At 54.8% G+C, this 19,146-nt stretch carries 16 protein-coding genes and 3 pseudogenes; 4 read left to right on the top strand and 15 right to left on the bottom strand.

What is annotated here, in order from left to right; genetic code table 11:
* Positions 1-9: 9 nt before the first annotated feature.
* From ACYZT3_RS16915 to ACYZT3_RS16930, 4 genes and pseudogenes are all read right to left on the bottom strand, one after another.
* On the bottom strand, positions 10-504 hold the full coding sequence (locus tag ACYZT3_RS16915; protein ID WP_462030333.1) for a tripartite tricarboxylate transporter TctB family protein: 495 nt from the start codon (positions 502-504) through the stop codon (positions 10-12).
* On the bottom strand, positions 501-1,478 hold the full coding sequence (locus ACYZT3_RS16920) for a tripartite tricarboxylate transporter substrate binding protein (protein ID WP_282376022.1): 978 nt from the start codon (positions 1,476-1,478) through the stop codon (positions 501-503). The genes ACYZT3_RS16915 and ACYZT3_RS16920 overlap by 4 nt, the downstream gene beginning before the upstream one ends.
* A 554-nt stretch (positions 1,479-2,032) precedes the next feature.
* Positions 2,033-3,120, bottom strand: a pseudogene (locus ACYZT3_RS16925) (polyamine ABC transporter substrate-binding protein).
* Between the two features lie 54 nt (positions 3,121-3,174).
* A complete protein-coding gene (locus ACYZT3_RS16930) occupies positions 3,175-4,419 on the bottom strand; it encodes an NAD(P)/FAD-dependent oxidoreductase (RefSeq protein WP_462030334.1) in 1,245 nt (414 codons plus the stop codon).
* Between ACYZT3_RS16930 and ACYZT3_RS16935 the strand changes: the two are divergent.
* Positions 4,413-4,994, top strand: a pseudogene (locus ACYZT3_RS16935) (LysR substrate-binding domain-containing protein); the annotation flags it as partial. The gene ACYZT3_RS16930 and the pseudogene ACYZT3_RS16935 overlap by 7 nt on opposite strands.
* On the opposite strand, the gene ACYZT3_RS16940 reads toward ACYZT3_RS16935, so the two are convergent.
* A complete protein-coding gene (locus ACYZT3_RS16940) occupies positions 4,991-5,212 on the bottom strand; it encodes a hypothetical protein (RefSeq protein WP_282376025.1) in 222 nt (73 codons plus the stop codon). The pseudogene ACYZT3_RS16935 and the gene ACYZT3_RS16940 sit on opposite strands and share 4 nt — an antisense overlap.
* Before the next feature lie 173 nt (positions 5,213-5,385).
* Here ACYZT3_RS16940 and ACYZT3_RS16945 point away from each other — a divergent pair.
* From ACYZT3_RS16945 to ACYZT3_RS16955, 3 genes and pseudogenes are all read left to right on the top strand, one after another.
* Positions 5,386-5,753 (top strand): annotated as a pseudogene (locus ACYZT3_RS16945) (alpha/beta fold hydrolase); the annotation flags it as partial.
* A gap of 226 nt (positions 5,754-5,979) precedes the next feature.
* Positions 5,980-7,164 carry an acetyl-CoA C-acyltransferase family protein gene (locus ACYZT3_RS16950; RefSeq protein ID WP_282376026.1) on the top strand — a complete coding sequence of 395 codons (1,185 nt, stop codon included), beginning with the start codon at positions 5,980-5,982 and terminating at the stop codon, positions 7,162-7,164.
* Between the two features lie 576 nt (positions 7,165-7,740).
* Positions 7,741-9,165: an undecaprenyl-phosphate glucose phosphotransferase gene (locus ACYZT3_RS16955; protein ID WP_462030335.1), complete on the top strand. Its 1,425-nt coding sequence runs from the start codon at positions 7,741-7,743 to the stop codon at positions 9,163-9,165.
* A gap of 58 nt (positions 9,166-9,223) precedes the next feature.
* Here ACYZT3_RS16955 and ACYZT3_RS16960 read toward each other — a convergent pair whose 3' ends face one another.
* The 10 genes from ACYZT3_RS16960 to ACYZT3_RS17005 form a co-directional block, all read right to left on the bottom strand.
* The gene (locus ACYZT3_RS16960; protein WP_462030336.1) at positions 9,224-10,345 is read right to left on the bottom strand and encodes a glycosyltransferase 61 family protein; all 1,122 of its coding nucleotides are present in this window, start codon (positions 10,343-10,345) and stop codon (positions 9,224-9,226) included.
* Positions 10,346-10,429: 84 nt separating this feature from the next.
* Positions 10,430-11,572, bottom strand: coding sequence for a hypothetical protein (locus ACYZT3_RS16965; RefSeq protein ID WP_462030337.1), 1,143 nt, complete (start codon positions 11,570-11,572; stop codon positions 10,430-10,432).
* Positions 11,573-11,769: 197 nt separating this feature from the next.
* Complete coding sequence (locus tag ACYZT3_RS16970) at positions 11,770-12,504, bottom strand: WecB/TagA/CpsF family glycosyltransferase (protein ID WP_282376032.1); 735 nt, start codon at positions 12,502-12,504, stop codon at positions 11,770-11,772.
* Positions 12,504-13,691: a glycosyltransferase family 2 protein gene (locus ACYZT3_RS16975; protein ID WP_282376033.1), complete on the bottom strand. Its 1,188-nt coding sequence runs from the start codon at positions 13,689-13,691 to the stop codon at positions 12,504-12,506. The genes ACYZT3_RS16970 and ACYZT3_RS16975 overlap by 1 nt, the downstream gene beginning before the upstream one ends.
* Positions 13,688-14,890: a glycosyltransferase gene (locus ACYZT3_RS16980; protein WP_282376034.1), complete on the bottom strand. Its 1,203-nt coding sequence runs from the start codon at positions 14,888-14,890 to the stop codon at positions 13,688-13,690. Before ACYZT3_RS16980 ends, ACYZT3_RS16975 begins: the two co-directional genes overlap by 4 nt.
* A gap of 75 nt (positions 14,891-14,965) precedes the next feature.
* Positions 14,966-15,901 carry a DUF535 family protein gene (locus ACYZT3_RS16985; RefSeq protein ID WP_462030338.1) on the bottom strand — a complete coding sequence of 312 codons (936 nt, stop codon included), beginning with the start codon at positions 15,899-15,901 and terminating at the stop codon, positions 14,966-14,968.
* A 7-nt stretch (positions 15,902-15,908) separates the two neighbouring features.
* The gene (locus tag ACYZT3_RS16990) at positions 15,909-16,886 is read right to left on the bottom strand and encodes a glycosyltransferase family 2 protein (protein ID WP_282376036.1); all 978 of its coding nucleotides are present in this window, start codon (positions 16,884-16,886) and stop codon (positions 15,909-15,911) included.
* A gap of 43 nt (positions 16,887-16,929) precedes the next feature.
* Positions 16,930-17,454 carry a serine O-acetyltransferase gene (locus tag ACYZT3_RS16995; protein ID WP_282376037.1) on the bottom strand — a complete coding sequence of 175 codons (525 nt, stop codon included), beginning with the start codon at positions 17,452-17,454 and terminating at the stop codon, positions 16,930-16,932.
* Between the two features lie 8 nt (positions 17,455-17,462).
* Entirely contained in the window at positions 17,463-18,419 is a 957-nt protein-coding gene (locus tag ACYZT3_RS17000) for a glycosyltransferase family 2 protein (protein ID WP_282376039.1), read from the bottom strand.
* Complete coding sequence (locus tag ACYZT3_RS17005) at positions 18,412-19,029, bottom strand: acyltransferase (protein WP_282376040.1); 618 nt, start codon at positions 19,027-19,029, stop codon at positions 18,412-18,414. Before ACYZT3_RS17005 ends, ACYZT3_RS17000 begins: the two co-directional genes overlap by 8 nt.
* Positions 19,030-19,146: the final 117 nt, after the last annotated feature.

Raw genomic sequence — 19,146 nt, forward strand, 5'->3', positions numbered from 1 at the left:
CGGCCCGGGTCAGATCCAGGCGTTGACAAGGGGCGGCAGGGAAACCCCTAGCCCGGCGTTGAACAGCCAGTAAATCGGCAGGGTCAAGGCCATGCCAATGGCGAGGTCGCGCACCGGACGGCGACTGCCAAAACCCCGTGCCGAACAGGCGAACAGCAGCGCGGCCGCCAAGACGAACCCGATGAGGTTGATCAGCATGGCCACCCCCACAAGCCCCGCAGTTACCCAGGCTGCGCCGAGTTTGCCGCCGGGCAGCGCTTTGGCAGATTCGTCGCTGTGGTCTGCCAACTCGCGCAAACCACCGGTGATTGCCTGATAACACAGCAACAGACCGACGCCCCCCAGGAACACCGCGACGGCGTACGGATAGACGTGGGCCCCCAGGATGACGAACCCCATTTCGGGAGGAAACCGAAACGCGCCGAACGCCAACATTGCGCTGATGGCTATCACTGCGGCGCCGATCGCCAGTTGTACCGGCACTATTGCGCGAGGCTGGGTCATTTCGAGATCAGCCCGACTTCGACCAGCATCGCACGCAGCCGCACGTGCTCTTCGTCGACAAATTTGCCGAACTCATCGCCGGTCAGAATGTTGGGTGACCATTTGTTGGTGTCGATATTTTCTTTCCAGACCTTGCTGTTGGCAGCGGCCACGACGGCGTCGGTCACTGCTTTGCGCTGCTCAGGCGTGAGATTCGCGGCACCGTAAACACCACGCCAATTGCCGATGGTCACGTCGTAGCCTTTCTCCTTGAGGGTCGGTGCATCGATGCCTTCAATGCGTTCCGGCGCGCCGATGGCGAGTACACGGAACTGGCCGTTTCGGATGTATTGGCCCAGCTCGGCATAACCACCGGTGATTACCTTGATCTGCCCGCCCAAGGCCTGAGCAACGACTTCACCCCCACCCGCGAAGGCGACGTAATTCACCTTGTTGACCGGAACACCGATTTTAGCGGCCAACTCGGCAATACCGATGTGATCGATCGACCCCTTGGAGCCACCACCCCAGGCGATACTGGTCGGCTTGTCTTTGAAGGCTTTCAGCAAGTCCTCCAGGGTTTTGAACTCAGACTCCTTACGGACGGCAATCACGTTGTATTCGGTAAAAAGCCGGGCAATCGGCGTCACGTCCTTCAAGGTAATTGGCGGCTTGTTCTGTTCAATGGCAGCGACCATGATCGCGCCGACAACGAGCAGCGCATCCGGATCGCCCTTGGTGCTGTTGGCGAACTGCGCCAGCCCCAACGTCCCCCCTGCTCCGCCCTTGTTCTCGAAGGTCGTGGATTTGGCCGCGTTGGCCTCGATCAAGGCTTTCCCCAGGACCCTGGCGGTCTGGTCATAACCGCCACCCACAGAACCTGGGGCCATGAATTTGACGGTGTCCAGCGCAAAGGCCGGTGTCACGAGCGCAGCAACGGTAACGGTAACGGCCGTTGCGATGCAGCGGCTGAATCGACGGAACAAAGCGGACATGAGTTGTCTCCCGATTGCATTGTTTTTATAGGTGCCGGGGGAACGTCGATCAGGAAAAAAAACCTGCTCAATGAACATTGGCCTGCGGATAAGCGTAGGCCATGGTTAGGGAGACGGCATTCTACGAATTCGCTATCGTCATTCGACTATAGAACCGGACCCGTTCAAACCAGGAAGGCGAGTACATGGCCAACACTTATGCCAATGACCGCAGCAGCGCGTGGTCGGTGTTTCTCATCTTCCTGGACCTCACCTGAGCCACTCATACCCAAGGATGAGGCGTTAATACCTAGATGTTCGCGTAAACAACCTTCGCATAAGTGACGGGAGTTTTGAGCCCATTAAGACGCCGCATCGCCCCGTTGGCGCGCGAAGCGCCCCCCCCAAAATCTGCCACCAAGGTGTGCCTGATACACCGCATGCAATGGTTTTACGACTGCTGCACTCGAGCGCGGACCGGCGAACGGGGGCAAGCCCCCTCGCCACAGGATGTTCACCAGACTCAAGATCTACGTTAGCGGACTGGAATCAGCCACCCAGCGCACCCTCAGTCATCAGGTATTGGTTTTCAACTTGGTCCACAGACGGGTAGTCAACCGTGCAATGGCAGCGGGGAGTTCCTCGACGGTGAACAACTTGTCCAACACATTCGTCGGCGGGTAAATCGCCAGGTCCTGCTTCACGGCCGGAACAACATACTGATCCGCCGCAAGGTTGGGGTTGGCGTAATGGATGCTGTTACTGATGTTGGCAATGACTTGAGGCGTCAGCAGGTAGTTCATGTAGGCGTAGCCATTCTTCTCGTGCGGCGCGCTCTTTGGCATGACCACCATGTCGAACCACAGGGTGGACCCTTCGTCCGGTATCGAATAGGCGATGTCGATACCGTTGTTGGCTTCCTTGGCGCTGGCCGCCGCTTGCACGACGTCGCCATTGAAACCAATCACCGCGCAGACATTGCCGTTCGCCAAATCGCTGATGTACTTGGAGGCGTGGAAATACTGCACGTAAGGTCTGATCTCAAGTAACGCCTGCTCGGCTTTCTTATAATCTGCAGGCTCATGGCTGTGGGGAGGCAGGCCCAGATAATTGAGGGTGATCGGCAGGATCTGCGTAGGGTTATCGATAATCGCCACACTGCACTGGCTCAGTTTTTTAATGTTGTTTTCATCAAAAAACAGATTCCAGGAATGGGTGACATCGGTGTTGCCGAAGATCGCCTTGATCTTCTCGACGTTGTAGCCAATACCCGCCGTGCCCCACATGTATGGATAACGTATTGGTTGCCCAGGTCATTGACCTCGAGTTTTTTCATCAGCACCGGGTCAAGGTTTTTCCAGTTGGGCAGCTGGCTTTTATCGAGCTTTTGAACGGCCCCGGCTTTTATCAATCGCGACAGAAAATGGTTCGAAGGGCTCACCACGTCATAGCCGGTGTTGCCAGTCATCAGCTTGGATTCCAGCACTTCGTTGCTGTCGTGAATGTCGTACGTTGCCTTGATCCCCGTTTCCTTGCTGAACGTGGGCAGGGTGTCGTCGGCGATGTAGCCGTTCCAGTTTGAAATATTGACGACTTCGTCGGCGTAAGCGGCTGCCGAAAATGTTGCCAGCACGACCATCAGGGAAATGTTATTGACGCGCATGTTCAATCACCGTGTGTTTGATGAGTTTTTATTGTTTTTTGATCGCCGGGGTTTCTAGATTTCTGTTTTGGCCCTGACCGCCTCCACGCGCATTCGAAGCATGGCACCGATATCGAGCAAGGGACGCGGCGGCAGCCAGCCCGGCTGAGCCCTGCGCATCACCGATTCGAGGATGGACGAGCTGGCACCCGACGCCAGTTCGGCGAGCAAGCGCCCCCAAAGGGTGCCGCGTGCAACGCCCGAACCATTGCAGCCGGCCACCGCAAACACGCCTTCGTCGACCTTGGCAAAATACGGTTGCCCGGTGCGCGAAGCGCTCAAGTGTCCGGTCCAGGTGTATTGAATGTCCTGCTCGGTCAACCACGGAAAACGGCGTTGCAAGCCGAGCACATGGTGTTTGCGACGGTGCAGAAGCTCACTGTCGGATAAATCCCGAGAGCGGTATTCCGCGGTGTTGCGGATCATCACGCGGCGGTCCGGGGTCAGTCGCACCGTGGCGCCCAGTGGCCGGGTGGACAGCACGCCCCAAGGCTCAACTGCACCGAAGGACTTGAACTCCGCATCGCTGAGTGGTCGTGTGAGGCTGGCGCTGAGTTCCATCGGGAACGTCCCGCTGTCCTCTATCCCTGAGCGCGGGATGAACGCGTTCAGGCACACCAGGACTTGCCTGGCCTCAATGCTTCCATCGATGCCATTGGCGCGAATACGCCCTTTGCCCAACCGCTCCAGGCCGGTGATATCGGTGTTCTCAAAGAGGGTTACCGTGTCCGGCAGCGTATCCAGCAGGCCCTTGACGTATTTCGCGGGTTGCAGCAGTGCGTTGCCATTGCCGCACCAGATCGCGACCCGATAATGCTCGGTGCCCAGTTTTTTGCTCAGCGGCTCACCTTCCAGAAAGTCCGCAGAGGCGCCGACAGCGCGTAGCGTTGCCAATTTCGCCGCGACATCGGTCAACTTGCCGGGATCGTTGACGGCGAAGAAGTAGCCCGATTCCCTGAATTCACATTCGATGCCGAGACGAGCAATGCGCCGGCGCACTTCGTCACTGGCGGCACGGGAAATCGAGGTATCGACTTCAAAACCGGCAAACCCCGGGTTGCCGATCAACTCATCCTTGACCGGATGTTCGTGACCCACCACGAAGCCTGAATTGCGCGCCGAAGCCCCCTGTGCAGCCCGTTGCCTGTCGACAATCACGATCCGCGCCTGAGGATGCATTTCCGCGAGTGTGTGAGCAGCGCACAGCCCGGTGATACCAGCACCGACAATCAGCCAATCGGCTTTTTGCGGGCCTGCCAAAGTTGAGCGAGTTCTATCGAAGTCATCCGCAGGTTTCGCTGTCGATCGAAACCGTGGCCACGGAAGTGGTCGAGCCGGCCATCGACAGCGACGCCTACATCCTCTATCTGCCCGAGCCGTCCAGCGATCCTGACTGCCTGACTTTGTTCGAGGAGGCGCTGGTACCGGTGTGCGCCCCCGGCCTGGGCAACACGGCCCAGCCGTTGGAGTCGGTGGCAGACCTCGTACGTTTCCCGCTGTTGCATCGCTCGGCGGACAAGCACGACTGGGTCCAGTGGCTGTCAGCCAATGGCGGCAAGTCACTCGAGGACTACCGCCACATCCCTTTCAACCTTGACGAGTTGGCGCTCGATGCCGCGGCGCGAGGGCTGGGCGTTGCCATGACTGACCTGACCCTGGCAGGCGAATCAATCGAACGAGGCGTGCTCGTCGTTCCGTTCGGCAACCCCTTGAAGACCCGGGGTATTTACGCCTTGAACCTGCAACCTTCCGCCACCTCTCATCCAGCCTGCTCGCTGATCATGCAGTGGTTCGCCCAACAGGCCGAACAGCAAGCCAGAGAAGTTGAGCACTAGGTCCCTCGTCCCAACCCTTCTGTCGCATTTGCAAAAGCCGCGCTCGCCGCTTGAACCAGCTTGCGCCATTCAACGCTGTTGATGAGTCCGGTACGTTCCATCTCATCGGCGGCCTTGAGCAATTCGTCGTACTGCTCTTCAGCATCCATCCGGATTTCGGGCTCTTTCAGGAGCTGGTACCAGGCCGCCAGGGCTTCCCTCTTTTGATCATCACTCATGCTCGAACTCCCAAAGACAGTCTTCGTTTGGAAGTTTTCTCATGGGTGGCCGTTCCTCGATTCCGACGTACGGCAGTCATGCAAACACGCGAGCCATGCATTACAACCGTGTCGTTGCGTTGTCAGCGTAGCCAGCACCCTTACTTCCTCTGCCTGATCCCGCCAGCCTGTTGATGCTGGGCACCGGTTCCGCCATGGCCAGCAGCATCGCGCCGGTCAAGGCCAACAACGTCATTCTGGTGTACGGTTCCTGGGCCGATGGCCCGAGCTGGTCGGACGTGATCACCCGGTTGCAGGCCGCCGGCTTGCACGTCACGGCGGTGCAAAACCCGTTGACCTCGGTCACCGACGACGTCGCCGCCACCCAACGCGTACTCGATCAACAAGACGGCCCGACCGTGCTGGTCGGCCACTCCTACGCTGTCACCGTGGTCAGTGAAGCCGGGGTCATCCGAAAGTCAGCTCATTGGTTTACGTCGCGGCCCGGGCACCGGACGCTGGCGAGGACTTCGTCGCGCTGTCGGCCAAATACCCGCGAACGCTCGGTCCACTCCAATGGCCTGGGCCTGTCGATCGTGGCGACAATCATGCAGCTGCACAATGCGGTGTTCAGGTGGATCTAAAATCTACTTCATCTGAAATGGCAAAAAACACCACCCCCCTTGAGCAGTTTTGGCATAGGCCAATAACGTTGCCGACTCTAGACTCGCCCTACAATAAACGTACTGAAACACAATCGAATCCAGGACTGTTCCAGGGGAACCCGCATGAATCCATCCGACATTTTTGTTATCAGCGCCGTCCGCTCGGCCATCGGCAGCTTTGGCGGTTCGCTCAAAGATGTACCGCCCATTCAATTAGCGACTGACGTTTGCCGCGCCGCCATTGAACGATCAGGGTTGGCCCCTGAACACATCGGTCACGCAGTGATGGGCCATGTGATCCCGACGGAAGCACGTGACGCCTACATCTCGCGCGTGGTGGCGATGAACGCCGGCCTGCCGAAAGAGACGCCAGCCTTCAACGTCAACCGCCTCTGCGGTTCTGGCTTGCAGGCGATTGTCAGCGCCGCGCAAAGTTTGATGTTGGGTGATGCAGGTGCTGCATTGGCCGGTGGCGTCGAGTCCATGAGCCGCGGCGCGTATCTGTTGCCGCAGGCACGCTGGGGCGCACGGATGGGTGATATGCAAGCCATCGACTACATGCTCGGTGCTCTGCACGATCCGTTTGCCGGTTTCCATATGGGTATCACCGCGGAAAATATCGCCGAACGCTATGGCATCACTCGCCAGGCCCAGGATGAACTGGCGCAGGTCAGCCAACAACGGGCTGCCCGGGCCATTGCCGAAGGCCGGTTCATCGAGCAGATCGTGCCGATCGAAGTGGCGTCTCGCAAAGGTACTGTAACGTTTGCGACGGACGAGCATGTCCGGGCAGATGTCAGTGCCGAGCAATTGGGCAAGATGAAACCTGCGTTCAAAAAAGACGGCAGCGTCACCGCCGGCAACGCGTCGGGACTAAATGATGGTGCCGGCGCACTGATCATGGCCACAGGTCAGATGGTTCGCGAGCACGACCTCAAGCCGATGGCCCGACTGGTCGGTTACGCCCATGCCGGTGTTGAGCCTGAACTGATGGGATTAGGACCGATTCCCGCGACCCGCCTGGTCCTCAAACGCGCCGGCCTGACCATTGCCGACCTGGATGTCATCGAGTCCAACGAAGCATTCGCTGCCCAGGCGTGTGCCGTGGCACAGGAACTGGGCTTCGACCCGGAGAAGGTCAACCCCAATGGTTCGGGGATCTCGCTGGGGCATCCCGTGGGTGCTACCGGCGCGATTATCGCCACCAAGGCCATTCACGAACTGCACCGTGTTCAGGGCCGTTATGCTCTGGCGACCATGTGCATCGGCGGCGGCCAGGGCATCGCCGTGTTGTTCGAACGCGTCTGATCGACCCAAACGCTGACGGCGCCCATTGCGGGCGCCGTCTCGTTTTACCACGATGGAATCAGTGCGCAATGCACACCGATTCCAGCTCGGTATAAGCCTCAATGACCGCACGCCCACGGGCAGGGCTATTCGGTTAGGTTGTGCGCAAGTTAATAGACCGGTGACACCACCAAACGCTTTTAAACAAGCACTCCCGAACACCCAGTGATCGCTGCGCGCCCAGCCTCTCTGCGAATAATCCCGACCACTGACAGAGCACTGACGGCAGACGCCGCGGTGGGCCTTGCCCATTGTCTTCTCAAGCGTTAGCGACAGTCTTGAACTCTGGCGTCAAGCCCCAGCAGCTCGACGTTTCGCAGAAGGTTGACTGAAACCGTGTCGATTGAGTGAATGATTGCACAGTGGTGCTAAAGTGAGAGCACGTCACCAGATTCTCCCAAGTCTGCTAATTTCGATGGTGAAGGGGCTTATCAAAAGTATGAGTAGCTTGCCGGTGACGATAACGCTATCAAGCGTGGGCAATTCAACTGATTCTCTTCATCATTGAGCGCGAGGGAAAGCAAATGAGGTCTGAAAATGATTTTTGAGCCCAACAGTACCCGTTCCGTTCTCCAGCGAAGAAGCAGTACCAGTATCGTTGTTCAGGCCGGTCTCGATTGCGTTGCGGTGACCGGTGTTGCGTGGTTTTTGATCAATTATCATATCGGCTTTATCACGCAGGACTACGTCATCCTGCTCCTGTTGCTGCTTGGGGCGTTGGCCGTGGTGTACGACCACTATGCTATTTACCACAGTAATGTTGGATTTACCGTCAAGGCCTTCAAGCTTTTAAAGGCTTGGACTGCCACATTTGGTTTTCTAGTTGCCATGGCCTTTCTTACCAAACAAAGCGAACAGTATTCGCGTTTGTTGGTGGGGGAGTTATTTGTTATTGGATATTTTGCTCAGCTGCTTTTGCACCTGGCAACACGCGAAATGCAGAAGAAGTTTTTGGCCCACCCGACGCAATTGGAAAATTCGCTTATCATTGGTTCGGGCGAGTTGGCCAACTATCTTCACAAGAAAATAAGCAACAATCCCTGGCTGGGTGAACGTATCGTCGGTTGTGTGTTGATTGGCGCGGACGATGATCGAGGAAAGGAAGTTGTGGAAGGCGCACAACGCCTGGCGATACTGGGTGATATCTCAGACCTTGATGACTTAGTCATCAAACACGCCATTCGTACCGTCTATTTCGTGACCCCTCTGGGCGGCTCAGAGGTTATCCAGGATGTTTATTTAAGGCTGTTCGATAAACACATTTCTGTTAACTGGGTGCCTGATATTTTCTCGTTGCGCCTGATCAACCACAGTGTTCGCGAAATTGCCGGCATTCCCGTGCTGACCTTGTCTGAAACTCCGCTGATGGGGATGCGTCTGTTTTTGAAGAATCTCGAGGACAAAGTCCTGGCCTTTCTCATTTTGGTTCTAGCGACGCCATTTCTGGTAGCAGTCGCCATTGCCATCAAAGTCGATAGCCCCGGGCCCGTGTTCTTTCGTCAGAAACGCATGGGATGGAGTGGAGAAGCTTTTCGGATATGGAAGTTCAGAAGCATGGTCGACCATCAGCCGGAAGACGGCATCGTCAAGCAGGCGCAAAAGAATGATCCGCGCATGACCAGGGTGGGAGCCTTTATTCGGCGAACCAGCCTGGATGAGCTACCGCAGTTGTTCAACGTTTTGATGGGGGAAATGTCTCTGGTGGGGCCTCGCCCGCACGCTATTCAACACGACGTACAGTACTCGCCCGACGTCTCGGGCTACTTTGCGCGTCACAACATTAAACCGGGCATCACGGGCCTGGCTCAGGTACGTGGCTATCGTGGTGAAACGAGGGATATAGATCAGATGATCCGGCGTGTTGACTCGGACATTGAATACATCAACAACTGGTCGCTGTGGCTCGATTTCGTCATTCTTGTACGGACTGTGTTTGCCTTCTCCGGCAAACATGCTTACTAGCCCGACATTACTCAGAACACCGGGGTGGCATGCTGCCCCGGTATGAATTCAATAGCTGTCATGACGGAAATAGATCTAGCGTACGTTCAACCTCATCGGGGTCGATACTAAAGCCATTGCCCTCTGGCGTACCGACCACAAAACCAAAATTTTGGTGATCGCGATCCGTTAGATATTTGAAAAAACAGAGGAAGCGATTAGGGGGCTGTAACACTAGCAGCGAACCTCCTGGCCGGAGCACATTAACGCCGTGTATAAGATGACTCCCCTCAATCCCTACCACGGTTCTTGCGCCGGCACAGGCCGCCACGATAGTCGGAACATCGGATTTCGCAGGATCGATAATGCGAAAACCTCTGCGCTCACGCAGACGTTCTGCAAGTTCTATTTCATTGCGTAATAATCGCAATTCACCCGTGCCACCCCGCAGAATGAACACGCCTGGGTGATCGCAAACTTTTACGTGTGAGAGCAACTTTTCACCCATCACACGAAAACGCATGTGCTTATGTCGGTTTTGACATAGATCGTCAAAGATCACGAGCTCACGAAAAAATGCGTTACGTAAACGAACCGGCGTCATACCAAGCAAGTCCTCATATCCGGGGGCGTGAAGTATGCCGGTTGTAACGGTGGAAACAAGGTTGGCAGACAGTGCCGTCGTCACCGGAACGCCTTCGTCGCATGCTATTGGATAGGTTATACAATCATCCATTAACCACGAGCCAAACCATTTGTTCCCTCCCGCCGTACAGTACATCGCACCGCGATCAATTTCGTTTTCTACACGAATCTTTGGTAACCATCCAGCTCTAGGCGACAACGAAGATTTGGCAGTACCTTTGTAGAGAGTGCCATCAATTAACCAGACATCTTTAAGCAGGTAGCCTCGTGTTGGCCCATGTTCAACACACCCGACTCCTTCCATTGTGCGACGGGGATGCTCGTAAGGATAAAAAAGCTCCCCTGCCCATCCCGTCACACGTTCGAGCTGATTGGGAAGGAAAAAAGCGGGTGGAGCCATCGAGATTTCGCCTGGAGCAATTTCCCACGCTTTCACGGCTAGACTTTGCAGCGTTAACGACGGTTTCCGTATAAGTCGTGTTTTAAGAATGTGTTTATACGCAGCAAGGCTCCACTGTGATTGGCCGCCACGGGGCAATGCATTAAATTCCGACATATCCACCCCGCCATAATGTGGTTATACAGAAATAGCGTTCAAGGCCAAACACGTCAACCGCACTTCTTTAAATCAGCAACCTATTCAGGTGGATACAATAGTTTCCAGGACAGGGAGTAATGTCAGATGAGCGTAGCGGCTGCGCAAGGTGTCGAGAAGTACCTCTTCCGGTTGTCTGGAACAATGAAGGTATATTTTGAATAGTCCACCAAAACCCATTTCACGATATCGCCCCGCGACCTCCTCATCACTCGGCCCGTCCGGTAACCCAAGATGAAGTGTCAGCTTTTTGCCTTCGACAGCAAATAGAGGTGTCTCCCAAAGAAATTGGGCTGCGCCCTCCTTGGGCAGTCGAACAAAGAAATAGCCGTGGTTGCCCAGCGTATCTACATTACCGCCACGCCGTCTTTTCCACTCGAGAAGTCCGTCGTCCGGGCGTGCCAGGCAAGTTCCGATATCATAATAATCAAAACCATTTTCTATCGCCCACTCAAGCGCCATGAACGTGGTAATCGAGTTAATTTCACGTAACTTTTTAGCATCTGAAAATACAACATCGGGATAGCCGAAACGGACCGTGCTCCAGTAGCGTTTTCCTGCCCGGGTAATTACGCACCCAAGATGGCACGCAACAATTTCATCCTCCAACAGAACTAGATCGAGCCGCCCGGCATTTTTTGCCACCCTTTGAACCTCATGCGATTCAATTTGAGAGGCGGATGCTCCATGCCTGGCGCTGGCATAGGGCTTAAGCATTTCCCGATCTGCGATTTCAATTTCGTCATCGTTCAAGGCCTGTTTCATACGATAGCGCAGCCGATTCTTGCGCAGATTTCGACGTAACTCGGTATTGTACCTGGCCGTAATATCCTCAATTGACCTGCTCAGCGGAACGACAGCACTCAAATATTGAGGGACATACAATGCACCCAAGGTCGGCATTTCACTGACCCACACCGTCCGGTCTGAGTTATCCAACTTGAACGGGCTATCAACCGCTTGAGATTCAGCGCCCAGTAGAACCTTCACAAATTCCCGCTGTGTTTTCCTGCCCACATAGAGAATGTCATGGGTGCTGTCTTCTCGCAGTTTGAACCTGGCAACTTCCCAGCGCCAAAAACATGCCCTCCCACGTATATCTCGCAGCCAGGCGACAGCTTTCCTTAGCTCAAAGCGAATTGAAGGAGATATTAACTTACGCATGAATGCTGTTATGTATTTTTTCATTTGGTTATCAGTACAATTCAAGGAAGGGCCATTTGAGTTTACAAATCAATAACCTAACTACTCGAAATGAAAGCTCGACAGCTGAGTACCCGTCAAGTCGATAATTCCAACCTGAGTAAAGGTGCAACGCCGGGGTTTTGCAAGATACTTCAGACGTGTTTTTTAAGGCGCCAGCCAGGCGTCAAATACCTGTAACGTCAGGAATCCCTGTAGATCAATGTGCGCAACAAGAACATCGGATTACCCACCACATAGCGACTGAATAATCGCTTTGGTTCACCGATTAGCCTGAACACCCACTCACAACCGAGACGACGCACCCATTGCGGAGCACGAGTCACCTTGCCGCCGAGAAAATCCAGAATCGCCCCTCCGCACACGACCAGACATGGCACGCCGCTGGCGGCTAACCTGGCAGCAACAGCTTCTTGCTTGGGCATGCCCATCCCCAGCACCACCAATTCTGGCTGCAACTGCCGGGCAAGGTTTATGTAGGCATCCACCTCAGCAAAACCATGGTGAGCAGAGACGACATTTACCGCAAATATCGCTTCGCTACGCTGCACCGCATTGGCGAGAAAGGGCTCTTCAGTACCCCAGAAAGCCACGCGCCGGCCCTTGAACGCTGCCAGTAATTTGGGGATGAAATCGGTGCCATTCATATTTAGCCCCGGCGCTAAGCCGAATCGACGAAACAGGATCGCCATGCCAGAGCCATCCCGTAATAACACGTCAGCAGCCGACAGCGCGTTATAGTAATCAGGGTTACCCGCCACCAAGTTCATGGCATGGGCATTGACGAATCCAAGCACCGTCGTCGACTCAGTCTTGGATAAAGCGTCAATCAATCCTTGTTCATCACCCACATCACTGACCACCCTAAGTTTCTGGATAATCGTTTGCCAGTTGTGCCGCCAAGCCAAAACGCGCATTAAATGTCATCTCGCTTGGACCGCACCCATTCAACTTGGCGCTTAAGCACAAAACCTATGTACAGAGGGATTTTCTTCAGCGCGTAGAACGGCGCATACAACAAGGCCGAAAAAGAGATGATCCCGCGACCAAATTGGCTCCAGGCCAACAAGATAGTCACGCTCAATATTGCCACCCCGACAGAAGCTATCAATGCGGGCACCAAAGCACCGCCGAGCATAAATACTAGCCATGACAGGCTAAAGAACGCCCCCAACACTAAAGTCAGTAAGGCCAATGGAGGGACCCATAAATCCACCGTCATAGCCAGCAGGCTCCAGTTACGCCGAGTAATCGACTCTACTACCAGCTTTGGCGCATCACCAAGAATGACCCCTAGATGACCATGTTCCCAGCGCGTACGCTGAGTAGTTAAGCCTTCATCGCTGCGCGGAAAATAACTGGTCACCAGAGCATCGGGGCAAAAAAAAGGCGGCTTGCCGCTTCGGCAAAAATCCAGGCCCATCTTCAAATCTTCAACAATGTGGCCACTGGCTAAATTGATCAAAGTCAGATCCCGCCAGACTAAAGCCATTCCCGTGCCCATTAACTGACAGGGCAAACCAAGCCTCGTCCAACCATGCGGCCGCACCCGATTCTTCACACACCAGGCAAACTCGGCAAGCCGGACTTTTAACCCGGAACCTGCTGGAGCACGCATTAAATTAAGTGCTTGCGCTGGCCGCCCTGAATCGATGCAACAGATTGCCAAACGCTCGATAGAACCCTCAGCCACCTGGCAATCCGCATCGATAACAATCATGACGTCCGGCGCGTCGCTCGCTAAATGATGCACCCCACAGTCCAGCGCATAACCCTTGCCACGCTGCTGATCATTGCTGCGCTCCACCACTTCGGCGCCCGCCGTGCGGGCCAGCGCGGCCGTGTCGTCAGAACAATTATCCGCCACCACCAATAGTCGATCACCCAAAAGCAGCTGCGGCCGAATGCTGTTTAATGTCGCGACGATGATCGAGGATTCATTGTGTGCCGGTATCAACACCGCCACCCGAGGTCGCGATCCTTGCGCCGACGAGCGCGATCGCGCAGGCAGGCAGGCCATCAGCACCTGCACAAACAGCACCAACACCGGCAGGAGGATGAGTATCAGCAGTGAGCTGAACAGCCAACTAAGTAACGTGATCATGCTTGCGCCCTAAACAAATTAGCCAACTTGGCCACTTCAGTATCGATGTCGTGGCGCTCCAGCACTCTCTGATAAGCCGCCTCGCCCATCCGCTGCAACACCTCGACAGGTTGCGCGAGGCAGTTCGCCAGCGCCGCCGCCAACTCATCGACAGCTCCAGCGGGAAACAACCAACCGTTCTCACCCTGTCGCACTAACTCGGGAATGCCCGCCACATAGCTCGTCAGCACAGGTCGGCGCAACGCCATGGCTTCCATGATGACCACCGGCAAGCCCTCGGCGAAGCTTGGCAACACCAAGGCCCGCGCCGCAAGAATTTCCGCACGCACCTGTTCGCTGCTGATCCAGCCGGTAATTCGCACCTGCGCCTGCAAGCCATGCTGTGCAATCAGGGCTTCGATTGGCGCACGCATTTCCCCATCGCCGGCCAGTACTATCTCGAACTCCACGTTTTGCGCTGCCAGGATGCGGGCGGCCTCAAGCAACAACAGTTGTCCCTTCTGCTCACACAAACGACCCACGCAAACCAACCGCGGCGCGGATGGGACGGCAACGGCCGGCACATCGTGAAACGCCCGCTCCAGCCCACAGTGCACCACCTTTACCCTTGGCCAGTGCGCGTGAGCCACCCAGCGAAACAGCTGGCTGCGCCCATAAGAACTGATCGCCGCGACAAAAGCCGCGCGCCGGACTTTCTCGCCCAAATGAATGAACTGTGGTTTGTCGAACTCTTCCGGGCCGTGCACGGTAAAGCTGTACGCTGGCCCGCCGAGTGCATTGGCCAGCATCACCACCTCGGTTGAGTTAGTGCCGAAATGCGCGTGCACATGCTCGGCGCCGAACGCCTGCAACCAAGACAGCACGCGACATGCCTCAAACAAATAGACCACATGGTACGGCCAGGGTCGATCGGCACGCCGGCCCATGCGTAGCGCCAGCCACAGCGCCGAAAAAAAGCGTCGCGGCTGGGCGCGCAGCACCTGCAGCGCAGGCACTAACAGGCCTTTGACTCCGCCCTGCAGCACATAACACGTTTTACTGCGTTCGGACACGTCCTCGGCATCCACCAACTCGGCATCCCAGCCACGCAGAGCAATGCGCTGCACCACAAAGCCCAGACGCTCTAACGCCAAAATCTCGCGACGAATGAAGCTATGGCTGACCTTGGGGTATTGATTGATGAAATACGCGATACGCATAGGAACCAAGCTTAGTTGTCGTTGCGGTGGATTATTACTGCAGGTAATCCCACAGCAGTACAGGTAACACGAACATCAATTCGCAACACGGTGGCTGCTATAACTGCCTACCAACACGTTGTCTATTTTCTTAAAAGTATCATCTAGAAGTTCGTAACGTCTGCGGTACATGGCGCGTTTTTTTGAAGGAATACTTTCAAGCGCCTTCTTGGACGGGACCATGGGAATCTCAAAAAAATCTTCGCGCTCTGACGGAGTCGCTCCATGCTCCAGCCAGATCAAATCATAATTGGCCGCAAGCTCTTTAGCTTTTTCAGCACCGAAGTACGGATGACGATGATGACGATACCCATCCCCTACCGCATAAATCCTCCCAACACCAATATTGATTGCAATATATTTAATCACTTCAATCAGAAAACTTCTTGGCCGAAGACCTTCAAAATCTTTTGTCAGGTCCCTATAAATACTCAAGGACCGATCACTCTCCACGCCTTTGTGTATTCCTTGAACTGCACCGATAAAAATGCACAACTCAGTGTCCGTGCGACACAAGGTGAATGCTATTGATGCAATACGTAAATCGCCCTGAAACAGGTTCAACACCAACTCCCCTTCACGCATGAACCATACCGGACGATCCAGAACCAAGGAACAACCCGCCGCGAACGCCGATAAATCGCTCAACATCAAACTTTCATTTCGCCCCAGCAGCAACAGCTGCGGACAGCTTTTGGTGACGACTTCGTAATGCGAGGCTAATACGCTAAGTTTATTCTGAGAACTCCAGCTTCTACTGATGTATGGCCAATGAACAACACCCACACAATCCCCGCCCAACTGCTCAACACCGGACTTCCCAAGAGCGTTTGACATGCGCCAGAAAAACAATTTTAGTTCAGACCAGTTTTTTACAACTAAAATCAGCATTTTAAACTTATTATTCAACGCTCTTAACGAATACCCTGCATGTAAAAACAATACGCTTTTTAATATCACCCAATTATTCATCGCAGTCTCACTTGTATTCGATCAACGCCGTCTTGCCGGCGCCGAATCTGTTCAAAAGAAACTTGACTTGCCCGAGCATCTCGGGAAATTTCCCCAGCACGAGAAAGAAAGCCCGCAGCCAGTTTTCGCGCGTGGATCTATCGCCCCTGCGGGCCAAGCGCGCGACCTGCAATGGATAGACCAGCAGCAGAGGCAGCCCAAACCACCCCAACATCAAACTCGCGATAACAGTCGCCAGCGGGACACCTAATCCCCAGAACCAGGCACGGCGCGACTCACGTAACCAATGCTGCTCTGGTGCCGCCCCATGCAAAAATGCGCCCTCGGCATAGGCGTAACCACCGCGCAGGGTACGCTGCCACCATTGGCCGAACCGGGTCATGGTGGCATCGTGCAAAGTCATTTCCTCACCCAGACGCCAGACCTTCCATCCATTCCTACGCAGACGTATACACAATTCAGGCTCTTCCCCGGCAATGAGATCCGGTCGAAACCCGGACGCTTCGGCGAAGGCGTCAGCCCGCATCAGCGCATCGCCACCACATGCCCTGGCCTCACCTACCGGCGTATCCCATTCGAGATCACACAGTAAGTTGTAAACCGAGTGCTGTGGAAAACGTTCGCGGCGCCGTCCACAGACCACCGCGACGTCAGGATGTGTATCAAGAAAGGCCTGTGCCTGGGGCAGCCAGCCACCGACAACCTCGCAATCACCATCGACAAACTGCACATAACGCATCGCTGGCAATAAGCGTTGCACACAGGCGAATCCTTCATTGCGCGCGCGCGCAGCCGTAAAGGGAATCGTCATATCCAACTCGACCACGGCGACCCCAAGCGCCAAGGCAATCTGCACTGAACCATCCGTTGATCCAGAGTCGACATAAACGACCTTCTGCGCCGCACCGACCAGTGAAGCCAGGCAACGTTCCAGACGTGGACCTTCATTGCGACCGATAACAACGACACCCATACCCGTAGCCATGGCGTTCACTCAGCGACGCAATTGAAGTAACCCATCCGGTGGTTCATGTGCATTCCCTCGCTTCTGCGTACTTCCTTTTCTTGATAGTCGCAGGCACACCCACTGCCACCGAGTCGTCTGGCACATCGGTCAGCACCACAGCATTGGCACCAATCACGACATTGTTACCAATGCGGATATTGCCCAGCACCTTGGCCCCTGAACCGATATCAACATTGTTACCCATCACCGGGGCAATCGGCTCATTCACATTCTTAAGGCCCACGACGACGCCATTGCGAATACGGCAATCATCGCCAAACTGCGCATAGCCACTGATCACGATTCCGCCGAAATGATCGATGACGAAGTTACGCCCGATCACAACCTCACACGGCAGCTCGATACCCGTGACGATCTGCACCAGTTTGAAGAGCACTTTGTATATAAAGGAGAGCAATTTACGCAACAGCGCTGGGCGCACACCGTAGCGCCAGCGCCCAAAACGATAAACCACCATCACCCAAAACCCCTGAGCCCCCCAATCTCCCGCGTAGGCACGCAAGTCAGCACGTATGTTTTCGAACATAAATTGCTCTACCGTGTGGGTTGGCTAGCGAATTTGGTATCACGCAGCAACGCCCAGGTCACACGAGCATGCTGCCAACACGCCCCTATGGCAGCCCAGTCGTGGCCTTTCACTATCGCCTTGAGCGCCAAAATCAGATCACCCAGACTCACCAACACCATATGTGCGGCCAAACCCACTAGACCGTGGTGCTTGCGGAAGTACAAAAGCTCACTTTCGATTTGTAATGTGGGCAGCTGGTGACAAATCGCATTGAGTTTGTCAACAGACTTGGCACTTTCACCGCCGATATGCACCACCGTGGTATGCGGGTAGTAAACCACCTTCCAGCCCGCCTGTTTAACGCGCTTGCAGTGATCTACCTCCTCGAAATAAAGGAAGTAGCGCGGATCGAACAAGCCAACCTGGTCGATGACTTCACGGCGGATCAGGTAATAGCACCCGGGCACCCAGTCGCACTCACGCACCGAAGCATGATCCCAAGCCATGTCGTCGACCCTCTTCACCCCAGGGAAAAAGCGCTCAAGCCCTGTGCGCGAGAGGAAGACATTCAACGGCGTCGGAAAATAGCGGCAGGAGGCTTGCAAATCTCCCTCTCGTCCAACCAACCGAACGCCCAGGACACCACAATCAGGATGAGTCTCCATATAGTCGAGGGTCGTGCTCAGCGTATCCGCAGCAACGAAGGCATCGGTATTGAGGAGCAACGCATACTTGCCCTGCAGGTGTTCAACCAATTGATTGTTGGCACGCCCAAAGCCAACATTATTTTCATTGGCCAGCTGCAACGCTTCTGGACAAATAGTTGCCAGACACTCCAGCGAATTATCGGCAGAGGCATTGTCCACCACCAAATAGCGTGTGCGGCCCACACTATGAGACTGGCGTAACGCATTAAACATCGGTTGCAACAGAGCCGCTGTATTGTAATTAACGACCAATACATCAAGGGGAGCACTAACCATTGGGCTGCTCGCCAAAAAAATGTTGTACTCTCATTGCTTTAAGCTTTGGTTCAACTTCCGGGTCATATAAACCATTGCGCTGCCTGATGAGGTCAATCCACGGATAAGTGGCGCAGCGCTCTTCGACTTTCGCCAACAGCTCTTCCAATGTACAGATAACCTTGGCTGGATTTCCCCCAACCACTACCCCAGGCGGAACATCTTTTACTACTACAGCACCGGCGGCGACAATTGAATCTGGACCAATAGTCACACGCGGCATGATGATAGCGCCATAACCGACAAAACAATTATCACGTATGTCGATAGGGCCGACAGAGTCAAGTTTTGTACCAAAGCGTACATCGAGCAAGCCGACTATTCCATCGTGGCCGAACAGCGTGCAATCAGATAAACCTACATTATTTCCGAGTCGCACTAGCGTAGGATCAGTTATGTTGCACCCAAGATTGATCCATACGCCTTTGCCGATGGAGTGCAGAGATCCCCATCGAGCGAGGTGCTTAGCCCATTCATACCCGTCCGGTTTACAGAATTTTTTATAGAGCGAGGTTCCACGCCCCGTGGTTTTGGCAATATGAGCAATAGTACGCTTTAGTAGACCAATCATCCTGTCAGCCTCAATAATTCAGCGATATACATCTGTGCCAGGGTTAGATACACCCTGATTCTTGATTACCACTACCCTAAGCGTAGACGTCTCCCTGAAATTCAACACTCAAAAAAA

This window comes from Pseudomonas sp. MDT1-16, from assembly GCF_054898115.1.